General features: G+C 40.2%; 19 protein-coding genes. All 19 read right to left on the reverse strand.

Going from position 1 to position 13,093, the window contains the following annotated elements; genetic code table 11:
- Window positions 1–77: 77 nt before the first annotated feature.
- The 19 genes from uvsE (AB1H92_RS15030) to rpsE all read right to left on the reverse strand — a co-directional run bounded on the left by uvsE (AB1H92_RS15030) (window position 78) and on the right by rpsE (window position 13,077).
- Complete coding sequence (uvsE, locus tag AB1H92_RS15030) at window positions 78–1,052, reverse strand: UV DNA damage repair endonuclease UvsE (protein ID WP_115363593.1); 975 nt, start codon at window positions 1,050–1,052, stop codon at window positions 78–80.
- Between the two features lie 42 nt (window positions 1,053–1,094).
- Entirely contained in the window at window positions 1,095–2,048 is a 954-nt protein-coding gene (gene uvsE / locus AB1H92_RS15035; protein WP_115363595.1) for a UV DNA damage repair endonuclease UvsE, read from the reverse strand.
- A gap of 191 nt (window positions 2,049–2,239) precedes the next feature.
- A complete protein-coding gene (gene rpsI / locus AB1H92_RS15040) occupies window positions 2,240–2,632 on the reverse strand; it encodes a 30S ribosomal protein S9 (RefSeq protein WP_115363597.1) in 393 nt (130 codons plus the stop codon).
- A gap of 18 nt (window positions 2,633–2,650) precedes the next feature.
- Window positions 2,651–3,088: a 50S ribosomal protein L13 gene (gene rplM, locus AB1H92_RS15045; protein ID WP_075526656.1), complete on the reverse strand. Its 438-nt coding sequence runs from the start codon at window positions 3,086–3,088 to the stop codon at window positions 2,651–2,653.
- A gap of 221 nt (window positions 3,089–3,309) precedes the next feature.
- The gene (truA, locus tag AB1H92_RS15050) at window positions 3,310–4,071 is read right to left on the reverse strand and encodes a tRNA pseudouridine(38-40) synthase TruA (protein ID WP_115363599.1); all 762 of its coding nucleotides are present in this window, start codon (window positions 4,069–4,071) and stop codon (window positions 3,310–3,312) included.
- A gap of 12 nt (window positions 4,072–4,083) precedes the next feature.
- Window positions 4,084–4,881, reverse strand: a complete 798-nt coding sequence (locus AB1H92_RS15055; RefSeq protein ID WP_115363602.1) for an energy-coupling factor transporter transmembrane protein EcfT — start codon at window positions 4,879–4,881, stop codon at window positions 4,084–4,086.
- A complete protein-coding gene (locus tag AB1H92_RS15060) occupies window positions 4,875–5,747 on the reverse strand; it encodes an energy-coupling factor ABC transporter ATP-binding protein (protein ID WP_115363604.1) in 873 nt (290 codons plus the stop codon). The genes AB1H92_RS15055 and AB1H92_RS15060 overlap by 7 nt, the downstream gene beginning before the upstream one ends.
- Window positions 5,723–6,571 (reverse strand): energy-coupling factor ABC transporter ATP-binding protein, encoded by an 849-nt coding sequence (locus tag AB1H92_RS15065; protein ID WP_115363606.1) that lies wholly within the window; start codon window positions 6,569–6,571, stop codon window positions 5,723–5,725. The genes AB1H92_RS15060 and AB1H92_RS15065 overlap by 25 nt, the downstream gene beginning before the upstream one ends.
- Before the next feature lie 266 nt (window positions 6,572–6,837).
- Window positions 6,838–7,218: a 50S ribosomal protein L17 gene (gene rplQ, locus AB1H92_RS15070; protein ID WP_115363608.1), complete on the reverse strand. Its 381-nt coding sequence runs from the start codon at window positions 7,216–7,218 to the stop codon at window positions 6,838–6,840.
- A gap of 32 nt (window positions 7,219–7,250) precedes the next feature.
- Window positions 7,251–8,195 (reverse strand): DNA-directed RNA polymerase subunit alpha, encoded by a 945-nt coding sequence (locus AB1H92_RS15075; RefSeq protein WP_115363610.1) that lies wholly within the window; start codon window positions 8,193–8,195, stop codon window positions 7,251–7,253.
- 137 nt (window positions 8,196–8,332) lie between these two features.
- A complete protein-coding gene (gene rpsK, locus AB1H92_RS15080) occupies window positions 8,333–8,722 on the reverse strand; it encodes a 30S ribosomal protein S11 (protein WP_075526649.1) in 390 nt (129 codons plus the stop codon).
- Window positions 8,723–8,751: 29 nt separating this feature from the next.
- A complete protein-coding gene (rpsM, locus tag AB1H92_RS15085; RefSeq protein WP_115363612.1) occupies window positions 8,752–9,108 on the reverse strand; it encodes a 30S ribosomal protein S13 in 357 nt (118 codons plus the stop codon).
- 24 nt (window positions 9,109–9,132) lie between these two features.
- A complete protein-coding gene (gene rpmJ / locus AB1H92_RS15090; protein ID WP_075526647.1) occupies window positions 9,133–9,246 on the reverse strand; it encodes a 50S ribosomal protein L36 in 114 nt (37 codons plus the stop codon).
- A 37-nt stretch (window positions 9,247–9,283) separates the two neighbouring features.
- Entirely contained in the window at window positions 9,284–9,502 is a 219-nt protein-coding gene (gene infA / locus AB1H92_RS15095; RefSeq protein ID WP_060203457.1) for a translation initiation factor IF-1, read from the reverse strand.
- Between the two features lie 421 nt (window positions 9,503–9,923).
- On the reverse strand, window positions 9,924–10,577 hold the full coding sequence (locus tag AB1H92_RS15100; RefSeq protein WP_115363614.1) for an adenylate kinase: 654 nt from the start codon (window positions 10,575–10,577) through the stop codon (window positions 9,924–9,926).
- 37 nt (window positions 10,578–10,614) lie between these two features.
- Window positions 10,615–11,907 carry a preprotein translocase subunit SecY gene (gene secY / locus AB1H92_RS15105; protein WP_115363616.1) on the reverse strand — a complete coding sequence of 431 codons (1,293 nt, stop codon included), beginning with the start codon at window positions 11,905–11,907 and terminating at the stop codon, window positions 10,615–10,617.
- A complete protein-coding gene (rplO, locus tag AB1H92_RS15110) occupies window positions 11,907–12,347 on the reverse strand; it encodes a 50S ribosomal protein L15 (protein WP_115363619.1) in 441 nt (146 codons plus the stop codon). Before rplO ends, secY begins: the two co-directional genes overlap by 1 nt.
- A gap of 33 nt (window positions 12,348–12,380) precedes the next feature.
- Window positions 12,381–12,563, reverse strand: a complete 183-nt coding sequence (rpmD, locus tag AB1H92_RS15115; protein ID WP_115363621.1) for a 50S ribosomal protein L30 — start codon at window positions 12,561–12,563, stop codon at window positions 12,381–12,383.
- A gap of 13 nt (window positions 12,564–12,576) precedes the next feature.
- A complete protein-coding gene (gene rpsE / locus AB1H92_RS15120) occupies window positions 12,577–13,077 on the reverse strand; it encodes a 30S ribosomal protein S5 (protein WP_115363623.1) in 501 nt (166 codons plus the stop codon).
- Between the last annotated feature and the right edge of the window lie 16 nt (window positions 13,078–13,093).

The following is a 13,093-nucleotide window of genomic DNA, read 5'->3' on the forward strand; positions in this document are numbered from 1 at the left end:
CGTAAAAGAGAAACAAGATATGTCCAAACTAATCATCAAAGGAACAAAAAAAGGAACCACTTTGGCTCCTTCGCGACTCACTGATATGATCTTAATTTAAATGAAGAGCCATCAATCATTTCAACATCATCCCTAACTTTTATCTCCTCCATCAACCGAAACAAGGCCTCGTCTTTTCTTTTTGCTTCAATCATACAATCAATCTGTGGAATGCTCCCCTTTATTTCTGTTAAGAACTTAAAAAACATATCTACATCAACGTAATCCGCATGATGTCGGAATGCGTTCTGACTTTTAGGACTAGAAATATGCATCTTTATTGGAAGCGGAGAATGCCTCCACGTTTGTACCACTCGATCCCAATGACTTTTCCAATCCGAATTTTGATGATGGGCAAGGTGATGATGATAATCAAATACAAGAGGAATCTCCAGTTTTTCGCATAAGTAGAGGCTATCCTCCAATGTAAATGAGGTATCATCATTTTCAAGCATAATCATTTTTTGCAACGATTTCGGAACCACTGCCCAATTATCGATAAAACGTTCAAGAGAAGCGCCTGTATCTTTATAATTGCCTCCTACATGCATGACACAGCGATGCGTTCTGTCTATGCCCATGCCTTTTAATAAAAGATAATGCATCTTCAACGTTTGTAATGAATTTTTTAGAATTTCTTTCTTCGATGAGTTAATGAGCACAAAATGATCTGGGTGAAAATCTACTCTTATATTGTTGTCTCTTACGAATTTTCCAATCTCTCGCAACTCTTTTTGCAGGGGTTTCATATAATTCCAATCAAGGAGCTCAGGATGGTTAGCCAAAGGAATTAACCGGGAAGTTAAACGATAGAAGTAAATCTCTGATGCGACATTATGCCTTAAAATTCTAAGTGTATGATGTAAATTAGAAATTGAAATCCGTTCTAATTTGCGAATTGCAGCTTCCCGGTCATCAATCTTTTGAAACTGCGCATAAGTCATCGTTTGTGAGGGAGATGCGTTTTTTAATTCCATACTCATTGCCACATAACCTAAACGTACAATTGTCACTTTTGCCACCTCAATCGCCATTAGTCATTCAAACAATCATTATTACCATTCCAATGTTGAGCCTGAGATACGTTTGACTCCTCGAATAGATGCTATTTCTTCAATCAGTTTAAACATCGCAAGGTTCTTCTGTTTGGCTTCAATCATAATATCAAAATCCTGATTAAGTTCTTTCGCCATTTTCAAGAAAGGAAGGATAAAATCAAAAGAAACAAAATCTGCATGTGAACGGAAGGCTTGATCTGATTTTGGTGAGGAAAGATGAACTTTTGGCACTTCAGGAAACCTTGTCCATGTATTGAATATGCGCGGTAAATAATTTGAGAGGTCTTCCTCACCTGTGTTAGCCATGTAGTGGTGATAATCAAGAACCATAGGAATTCCTTCTTTTTCACAAGTATTCAATGTTTCTTCTACATCATAGGTCTTATCGTCATTCTCAAGCGTCATTTGGTTTTTAATATTGGCAGGTAACGTTTTTAGATTTTGATGAAAACGCTCTAATGTACTTTCTTTATCCCCATACGCTCCGCCGATGTGAATATTAATAAGACCTCTGTCCAACGCATTCATCACTTCGAGCATTTTAAAATGGTATTCCATATCAACCACTGCATTTTTGGTCACTTCTTCTCGCGGACTTGTGAAAAGTGTAAATTGATTAGGATGAAAGCTTGGCCGTAGCTCAAATTGTTGAATGAGTTGGCCCAACTCTTCCCACTCTCTTTTGAATGGCGATACGAAGTCCCACATGACTTCAGGGTGAGTGGCCAATGGCACAAGTGAACTTGAAAACCGATACAGTTCTATTTCGTGAGCGATATTATAATACAAAATTCTTTTCGTATGCTGTAAATTTTGTGCTGTGACAGACTTGAGCTTATCCAAGCGTTCATCTTTCGAAAGGTTTTTGTAGCGAGCAAAGGTTAACGTTTTAGAAGGGCTTGCATCCCATAATCCTAATGCATTGGCAACATACCCAAAACGGATTTTCATCAATTTTTCTCCTTCTATCCAAATCAAATCAATGCGAATGAACTTTTTCGTGATATAATCAACTACTTTATATCGTACCCTACATTACTTTTTAGATACGATTTTTTTCCGAGAGGATAAAACTTTCAACATAAAAAAACCCTCTTCCGATATAATCGGAAAAGGGCTGTAAACGTTGATATACAACAATATTAACGTTTTGAGAATTGTGGACGACGACGTGCTCCACGGAAACCGTACTTCTCGCGCTCTTTCATACGTGGGTCACGTGTTAAGAATCCAGCAGATTTAAGTGCTGGGCGGAAATCCGGGTCAACGTTTAATAGTGCACGTGCAACGCCGTGACGGATTGCACCAGCTTGTCCAGTGTATCCTCCACCGTGAACGTTAACTAAAACGTCGTAGCTTCCTAATGTTTCTGTAATGTTAAGTGGTTGCTTAATAACTTCTCGTAATGTTTCGAATGGTACGTAGTCCTCTACGTCACGATCGTTGATGATAATTTTCCCATCACCAGGTACGAGACGTACGCGAGCTACTGAACTTTTACGACGGCCAGTGCCGAGATATTGTACTTGTGCCAAAACTTTTTCCTCCTCTTATTATCCGCGAAGCTCGTAAACTTCAGGTTTTTGTGCCGCATGCGGATGCTCCGCTCCAGCGTATACGTTTAGTTTTCTGAATGTTTGGCTGCCTAAAGGACCTTTTGGAAGCATTCCTTTAACTGCAAGCTCAAGCATTTTAGTTGGGTAGTTTGTGCGCATTTCAAGTGCAGTACGCTCTTTTAAGCTACCTGTGTAACCTGAGTGACGGTAGTATTTCTTGTCTTTTAATTTGTTACCTGAAAGTTGAATTTTTTCAGCATTGATAATGATAACATGGTCACCTGTATCAACGTGTGGTGTAAATGTTGGCTTATGTTTTCCACGTAAAAGTGCTGCAACTTCAGAAGCTAGACGACCAAGCGTTTGACCTTCAGCGTCGACAACATACCATTTACGTTCTACTTCGTGGCCTTTCGCCATGAATGTTGTACGCATAATTGTATCCTCCTAATTAACTGTAAATTTCCCGATTTAATCTCTATATCCCTAAACACAAATAACCTTCCGGGGCTTATTGTGGGGTTTTAGAATTACCATTTCTAATCTTATAACGATTTCTGCTTATAGTCAAGCATTTTATTGAAAAACACACGGTAAAGTTGTTATGAAGTATTCACTTCAATTTAGCGGCCATTTTTCAATCAATATGAAGCTATTTATTTAGATAAATTGTCATGATCATAAGTGACATTTTCTAAATACAAACCGTGTGCTGGCGCAGTTTTACTTGCTGCTTGACGGTCTTTTAATGCGAGTATTTCTTTCACTTCTTCAGGCTGATGCCAACCTTTTCCAACTGCTAATAACATGCCAGCAATCGTCCGCACCATATTATATAAAAAGCCGTCACCTTCGATAGTCATAATGAGCTCATCGTCGTGCCTTTCTAGCGTTAATAATCTCACGGTACGCACACGATTGGATGTGGCTGTTTTAGCTGAACAAAAACTAGTGAAATCATATGTGCCAATTAAATATTTAGCGGCTTCTTTCATCTTTTCGACATCAGGACGCCATTTACCTAAATGAACAGAATAATTACGTTCGAATGGGCTATGCACGCTTGCATAGGACCATTTAAAGATATAGGTCTTCCCAGTTGCTGAATATCTTGCATGAAAATTTTCATCCACGTAACAAACGTTTACGATACGAATATCGGTTGGCAACAATACATTTAAGGCCATTTGCCACCGTTCTTCTTTCAATGTCAGCGGTGTATCAAAATGAATGACTTGTCCATTGGCATGAACGCCTGCATCCGTACGCCCACTTGCAACAGAATGAACGCTTTTATCCTTATGAATTTTCACTAAAGCTTTATCAATTTCTGATTGGACCGTTCTCATCCCGGGTTGTGATTGATAGCCTGAAAAATTTGTCCCATCATAGGCAACGACTGCTTTAACACGCCCCATTTTCTAAACCTCCTACCCTCTCCAAAAGTAAAGGGAACCGATTAACAAAACTAAAACTACCATTGCAGTGGTATCACGAGCATCCCATTTGAGTTGTCGGTATCTCGTTCGTCCTTCTCCCCCTCGATAGCCACGCACTTCCATAGCGACTGCTAAGTCTTCTGCACGTTTAAAAGCACTTACGAACAGCGGCACGAGAAGCGGAATAACGGCTCGAATACGTTCTTTCATTGTACCTGAGCTGATATCAGAACCGCGTGCAAGCTGGGCTTTTAATATTTTATCCGTTTCATCCATTAATGTTGGGATAAAACGTAGAGAAATAGACATCATTAACGCAAGTTCATGGACGGGTAACTTGAATCGTTTGAGTGGATTGAGTAAATCCTCCATCCCGTCTGTGATCGATATTGGTGACGTCGTCAGGGTTAAAATAGAAGTAATTAACACGAGTATAAAGAAACGCAATGAAATAAAAATACCTTGTCGTAAGCCTTCTTCGTAAATTTTAATCATTTTCCAGTCTACTAACAATGCACCTTCCCGTGTAAAAAACAGGTGCATGATGAATGTAAATATAATTAAAATCAAAATCGGTTTTAATCCATTCAGAAGAAAGTACAGACGAATTCGAGACGCAAAAATGACAAGCAATGTAAAGCCTAATAAAGTGGCGTACGTTTGAACATTATTTGCCAGAAAAACAGCGAAAACAAACAGCAATACAAAGATTAACTTTGACCGTGGATCAAGTTTATGTATAAAAGATTGTCCCGGTATAAAACGACCGAAAATCATCTTTTCTAACATGAATGATCCCCCTCTCGTGCTGCTTGCGCAATCATTTTTGCTAGCTGTTCTTCCGTTAAAGCAGTATCCGGAAGTGGGCGACCAATCAGCTTTTCAAAATCTCTTTGAAATTGAACCGTTTTGGGTAACCCAAGTCGATTGGCGAGAAGTTCTTCCTCATTACCAAATATCTCTTTTGGAGAACCTGTCATGACAGAAGTTCCATCATGCATGACAATGACATGATCCGCATATCGAGCTGCATCATCCATACTATGTGTGACGAGAATCGTCGTCAGATTCTCTTTTTTATGTAGATAATGAAATAACTCCATAATCTCTTTCCGACCACGAGGATCTAATCCTGCAGTTGGCTCGTCCAATATTAGTATAGAAGGTTTAAAGGCCAATACACCGGCAATGGCAACTCTTCTCATTTGCCCACCTGATAAATCGAATGGCGACTTAGTTGCAACATCTTCCGGCAGTCCTAACAACTTAATAAGTTCGTATGCTCGTTTTTCTGCTACTTCTTCTGACACGCCAAAATTTAATGGTCCAAACATAATATCTTTCAGAACGGTTTCCTCAAATAACTGATGTTCCGGAAACTGAAAGACGATGCCGACATGTCTACGTATTTCTTTTAACTCTTTCCCTTTTGTCTTGGCATGGATTGCAATATCGCCAATATCCACAATGCCTTCAGATGGCTTTAACAGCCCGTTCAAGTGCATCAAGAGTGTTGACTTTCCAGAACCCGTGTGACCGATAATTGCCGTGTAAGAACCGGTTGGAATACTCGCCTCTACGCCATGCAAGGCTCTTTTTTCAAACGGCGTATCCTTCCCGTATAAATACCCTACTTGTTGTAGTGAGATGTCCATAATTCATTCACCAATTCTTCTTCTGTCATATGTTCACCAGCTAAGTCCAAACCATTTTGACGAATTAAATTCGACATATTCATAGCAAATGGAATATCTAAACCGATTGACTCAAGTTTATCACCATCCGAAAATATTTCTTCTGGTGTTCCAATATCCAGTACTTTCCCTTGATTCATGACGATAATTCGATCCGCCAGTAACGCTTCTTCAAGGTCATGTGTAATTGAGATGACTGTTAAATCCGTTGTTCTTTTTAATTCGGATACGATTTGAATCACTTCTTCTCTTCCTTGTGGATCAAGCATCGACGTCGCTTCATCCATAATGAGGAGATTAGGTTTTAATGCCAATGCCCCAGCAATTGCAACACGTTGCTTTTGCCCCCCGGATAAGTGATGCGGCTCATGATCTAGAAAATCTTCCATTTTAACCAGGGTTAATGATTCGCGAACGACCGTTACCATTTCTTCAAAAGGAACACCTTTGTTTTCCAATGCAAAAGCAACGTCATCCTGAACAGTCGATCCAACAAACTGATTATCAGGATTTTGAAAAACGATTCCCATTTTAGAACGAACATCCCATATATTTCTAGCAGTTAATTGCTCTAAAAATACATGGATATTTCCTTCGTCAGGAAATAAGAGTCCAATCATTAGCTTTGCAAGTGTCGATTTTCCCGAACCATTATGTCCAACAATTGCAATCCATTCACCGTCATGAATTGTAAATGAAACATCATCTACCGCATTTCTCTTTACCTCTTCATCATCGGTAGGATAGGCAAATGAGACATGATCAACTGATAAGATTTCCTTCACTGCCAACACCCCCATCAAGCTATGCTGTCTTAATACTTTTGTTTGTACAAATAAAAAAAAAGCGCGTACCTCATCCGAAGAAACGCGCACATCTCTATAACCAATACCGGGTGCTCAAGCCGTTATTGCAGATGAGGTACGTAGAGCTAGACCAAACAAGAGTCATCTTGCCGATCGTAACACTCAGCTTTAAATTGTCGTATAAATCATTTTAAAAAAAGGGTGTGGACAGACGTTAGCCGGACACACCCTCTTAAAGTTAAACATTAAACAAGTTCGATAACAACAACAGGTGCACCGTCTCCACGACGAGGACCCATCTTCATGATGCGTGTGTATCCACCTTGACGCTCTGCATAACGTGGTGCAACATCATCAAAAAGTTTTTGAATTGCATATGTTTTAACTTCTTTACCTTCTTCGTTCTTAGTCGCAACTACTTCACGGCGCATGAATTGTGCAGCTTGACGACGTGCGTGTAAATCGCCACGTTTACCAAGTGTAATCATTTTTTCAACGACAGAACGAAGCTCTTTTGCACGTGCTTCAGTCGTTTCAATGCGCTCATGTACGATAAGATCAGTTGTAAGGTCGCGAAGCAACGCTTTACGTTGTGAACTTGTACGTCCTAGTTTTCTGTATGCCATAAAAGTTTCCCTCCTTCAACCTATGAAATCACTCAATCTTCAGTTCGTAGTTCGAGATTAAGTTCATCTAGCTTCGCTTTCACTTCTTCAAGTGATTTACGGCCAAGATTTCGTACTTTCATCATTTCTTCTTCTGTTTTATTCGAAAGCTCTAAGACAGTATTGATGCCTGCGCGCTTTAGGCAGTTATAAGAACGTACAGAAAGATCTAGTTCTTCAATCGTCATTTCTAGTACTTTTTCAATCTGATCTTCTTCTTTTTCTACCATAATTTCTGCAGATTGTGCTTCATCTGTCATGTTTACGAATATATTTAAGTGCTCAGTAAGGATTTTTGCGCCAAGTGAAACAGCTTCTTTTGGTCCAATGCTGCCATCTGTCGTAACATCGAGTGTTAACTTATCAAAATGCGTTAATTGACCAACTCGCGTGTTTTCAACTTGGAAGTTTACGCGTGAAACTGGTGTATAAATCGAGTCAACTGGAATTACGCCAATTGCAAGATCTTCACGTTTGTTCATATCCGCAGGTGCATATCCACGACCACGTACCGCATACATACGCATACGTAAATGGCCATTTTTACCAAGCGTTGCAAGTTTTAGTTCAGGGTTTAGGATTTCAACGTCACTATCATGCGTAATATCTGCTGCAGTTACGTCTCCCTCACCTTTTACGTCTACCTCAATTACTTTCTCTTCATCCGAATAGATTTTAAGCGCAAGTTTTTTCACATTCAAAATGATTGAAGAAACATCTTCAACGACACCTTCAACGGCTGAAAACTCGTGAAGTACGCCATCAATTTGAATTGATGTTACAGCTGCTCCTGGTAATGAGGAAAGAAGAATGCGTCGTAAGGAATTCCCTAAAGTATTCCCGTATCCACGTTCTAGCGGTTCAATGATAAACTTTCCGAATTTGGAATCTTCGCTGATTTCTACTGTCTCAATCTTCGGTTTCTCAATTTCGATCATTCGTTTACCCTCCTTCGAAACGTCGTATATACTGGCCGTTCCATATTGAAATCGATTTTCGCATTAGCGAATTTCTATCATACAATTTATCTTTGACAAAAATTGTGTTTCTCAATCAAATGGAGTAAAAGCCATTATTATACACGGCGACGTTTTGGTGGACGGCAACCGTTATGTGGTACTGGCGTTACGTCTCTAATCGCTGTTACTTCAAGACCAGCAGCTTGTAAAGAACGAATTGCAGCTTCACGACCAGCGCCAGGTCCTTTAACAGTTACTTCTAAATTTTTAAGTCCATGTTCCATTGCAACTTTAGCAGCTGTTTCAGCAGCCATTTGTGCTGCAAATGGAGTAGATTTACGGGAGCCTTTGAAGCCTAGTGCACCAGCACTTGACCATGACAGTGCATTCCCTTGCATATCTGTAATTGTAACAATTGTATTGTTAAACGTCGAACGGATATGTGCAATACCGTTTTCGATATTCTTTTTCACGCGACGTTTACGTGTGACTTGTCTTTTTGCCATGTTAAGAAGAAACCTCCTTTACCAATAAATTATTTTCTAACTGAGCGCTTAGCACCCTTACGAGTACGTGCGTTATTTTTAGTGTTTTGTCCTCGAACAGGTAATCCACGACGGTGACGGATACCACGGAAGCTTCCGATTTCCATCAAACGTTTGATGTTAAGAGAAGTTTCACGACGAAGGTCACCTTCTACTCTTAGACTGTCGATTTCTGTACGAATTTTGTCTAACTCTGCATCCGTTAAATCACGTACACGTGTTTCTTCAGATACACCAGCAGCTTCAAGTACTTTTTTCGCAGTCGTTTTACCGATTCCGAAAACATACGTTAATGAGATAACAATGCGCTTATCGCGCGGAATGTCTACACCAGCAATACGTGCCATAAAGATTGTGCACCTCCTTTTATATTAGCCTTGTCTTTGTTTGTGTTTTGGATTTTCACAGATAACCATTACTCGCCCACGTCTGCGAATAACTTTACATTTTTCACAGATCGGTTTTACAGATGCTCTAACTTTCATCTTACCCAACCTCCTTCATATTCCGGAGTGCAAAAGTTTATTTGAAACGGTACGTAATTCGACCGCGTGTTAAATCGTAGGGCGAAAGTTCCATAGTTACTTTGTCGCCAGGTAGGATGCGAATAAAGTGCATACGAATCTTACCGGATACATGTGCCAGTATCGTATGGCCATTTTCTAACTCTACTTTAAACATCGCGTTTGGCAACGTTTCTACTACAGTTCCTTCGACTTCAATTACATCGTCTTTCGCCATCATTCCTGTCTCCCTTCTATATCATTAAAGGTTCTCACCAACAATCGGCATTAGTCGCCTTTAAAGCTTTTTTTCAACATATGTCTGGAACGCAAGAGTGATGTTCGAAAGACGTCTGCCATATTTGTTTCCCGGAGGTCAATATTCCCAGTTACGGGAATTTAATCGCACCGGAATGGAACACGACCCCGTCCAGAGTGCCGTAAACGAGCTCCTAAGTTACGTTATGACAGTTCTTTCTCCTACTAAATGTAGGAATTTCAGAACCAATTCGTCTCGCAGAACTCCAGCAGTTCTTATGCCGGGCATCATATGCTTTTGCAGCTCTTTGTGTGAAATGCCCTTTCCGTCTAGCATTCACATGCTGCTTCATGGTTCCTGAATTCATCAGTTAGCCATGATTGCATGCGCCCGGAAAGGTTTACTGAGCGTTCCCTTGAAGGATAACGTCCAGATCTTTGAAAACGTTTTGAATGTCTTGTTGACCATTAATATTTGACAGCACACTTTTTGTTTCATAGAAATCTAAAAGTGGGGCTGTTTGTGTCATATTTACGTCTAAACGATTCTTTACAGTTTCTGGATTGTCATCCTCACGCTGATAAAGTTCGCTACCATCTTTATCACAAACCCCTTCATTTTTCGGTGGGTTGAATTGTAGATGGTATGACGTTCCGCATACTTTACAAATCCGACGACCTGTTAAACGTTTAACAAGTTCATCTGGATCCACTTGGATATTAATAACATGCTCAACTTTTCGATTCATAGCTGCTAGTAATTCATCAAGCGCTTCTGCCTGCGGGACTGTGCGGGGGAAACCATCTAACAGGAATCCTTTTTCACAGTCAGGTTTGCTTAAACGCTCGCGAACAATACCAATCGTTACTTCGTCAGGTACTAATGCACCTTGATCCATATACGATTTTGCTTTTAAACCGAGTTCTGTACCTTCAGAGATAGCAGCACGAAACATATCGCCTGTGGAAATATGAGGGATATCGTACTTTTCAACAATACTGTCTGCCTGTGTACCTTTACCAGCTCCAGGCAAACCCATTAAAATGATATTCATACGGATTAGCCTCCACACTTCGCTTCAATCAAGAAGTTTATTTCATAAAACCTTTGTAGTGTCGTTTTACAAGTTGTGATTCAAGTTGCTTCATCGATTCAAGTGCAACACCAACAACGATGAGCAAGCTCGTTCCTCCAATTTGTAATGACTGTGGAAGATTCGCCAAGTTAATAAAGAATATTGGCATTACTGCCACCAGCGCTAGGAAAATTGCCCCAACGAAGGTCAGTCTATACAAAGTGCTCGTTAAGTAATCCTGAGTATCTTGCCCAGGACGAATACCTGGAATATAGGCACCTTGTTTCTTTAGGTTTTCCGCTGCATTCTCAGGGTTGACCTGAATGAAAGCATAGAAATAAGTGAATGCGATAATTAATGCGAGATAGATCACCATACCCACCGGGTTTGTATAATCGAATACGTTAATAATCGTCGCTGTAACTTTATTTTCTCCGAAAAACGTTGCCAATGATTGCGGCGTGATGAAAAATGCCGCAGCAAAGATTACAGGGATAACACCAGCTGCGTTTAGTTTTAAAGGCATATGCGTCTGCTGGCCTGCAGTCATCTGACCACGACCTGTAGCGCGTTTTGCATACTGAACTGGTATTTTACGCAATGCTTCTTGAACGTATATCACGCCCACTGTCACTGCAACAATGACGAGAAGCAATAATACTGTAATACCTAACTTAATGAATAATGCATCTCCTGCATCTTGAATTTGCGTTGCATAGTATTGGTTAACTGCAGTTGGAATTCCTGCAACAATCCCAGCAAAAATGATGATGGAAATACCATTTCCAACACCCTTTTCAGTGATTTTTTCCCCAAGCCATAACAAGAATGCAGTACCTGCCGTTAATACAATCGCAATAACAGCATAGGTTGCGATACTTTCGTCTTTTATTAGCATACCACCATACATTCGGTTAAAACCAAATGACATTGCCGTTGCTTGAATAAACGCAAGGATGATCGTGAAATATCTCGTGAACTGTGCCAGTTTACGTCTACCCACATCACCTTGTTTTGCCCATTCAGCAAACTTAGGTACAACATCCATCTGCAATAATTGCATGATGATGGATGCAGTAATATAAGGCATAATTCCCATTGCTAAAATGGAGAAGTTCGCAAGTGCACCACCACCAAAGACGTTCAAAAAGCCAATTAAACTATGGTCAGTTTGTTGCAATGCAGTTGCATCTACACCTGGTACAGGTATAAATGCACCAAGTCTAAAAGCAATTAAAACGAGCAATGTAAAGAGGATTTTATTTCTAATATCTTTAACGCGCATAAAGTTAGAGATTGTCTGAAACATTAAATCACCTCTGTTTGCCCGCCTGCTTGTTCGATTGCTTCTTTAGCAGTAGCAGAGAATTTATGAGCTCTTACTGTAAGTTTCTTTTCAAGTTTACCGTTACCAAGAATTTTAATTCCTGATTTCGCTTTACTTACAACTCCTAATTCAAGCAGCAATTCAGGTGTTACTTCCGTGCCTTCATCGAATAGGTTTAGCTTGTCAAGGTTCACAACAGCATAATCTTTACGATTTACGTTAGTAAAGCCACGTTTAGGAAGTCGTTGGAAAAGTGGTGTTTGTCCACCTTCGAATCCAAGACGTACACCACCGCCTGAACGGGCGTTTTGTCCTTTATGACCTTTACCGGAAGTTTTTCCGTAGCCAGATCCGATTCCACGACCGATACGTTTACGGGATTTACGTGCACCAACAGCTGGTTTCATTTCGTGTAATTTCATTTCATTGGCACCTCCTTATATACAAAATAGGAATTATAGTTCGTTTACTGTGACTAAGTGAGACACTCTATTAATCATGCCACGAATTGCGACGTTGTCTTCGTGTGCAACTGTTTGATTAATTTTCTTAAGTCCTAGAGCTTCGATTGTTTTACGTTGTGCTGGTTTTGAACCAATCACGCTTTTCGTAAGGGTGATTTCAAGTTTTTTAGCCATCGTCTTTCCCCCCTTAACCTAGCAGTTCTTCTACAGTTTTTCCACGTAAGTTCGCTACATCTTCCGCACGCTTCAAGTTCTCAAGTCCTTGGATTGTTGCACGTACCATGTTAATTGGTGTGCTTGATCCTAAAGATTTAGAAAGAATGTCTGTGATTCCTGCTAGTTCGAGTACGGCACGGACAGGTCCACCTGCGATAACTCCTGTACCAGGTGCAGCAGGTTTAATAAGAACTTGCCCTGCACCGAAACGTCCAAGAATTTCATGTGGTGTAGTTCCTCTTACCATTGGTACTTCAATTAGATTCTTCTTAGCACTTTCGATTGCTTTGCGAATTGCTTCTGGAACTTCTTGCGCTTTTCCTGTTCCGAAACCAACTCGGCCATTTTTATCACCGACAACAACAAGAGCAGTAAAACGGAAACGACGTCCACCTTTTACAACTTTTGCTACTCGGTTAATCGTAACTACGCGTTCTTCAAACTCACTTTTGTTCTGATCATTACGACGCATTAAATGTGTCCCTCCT

Origin of the sequence: Sporosarcina pasteurii (genome assembly GCF_041295575.1) — a bacterium.
In the GTDB taxonomy this organism is placed as follows: Bacteria; Bacillota; Bacilli; order Bacillales_A; family Planococcaceae; genus Sporosarcina; species Sporosarcina pasteurii.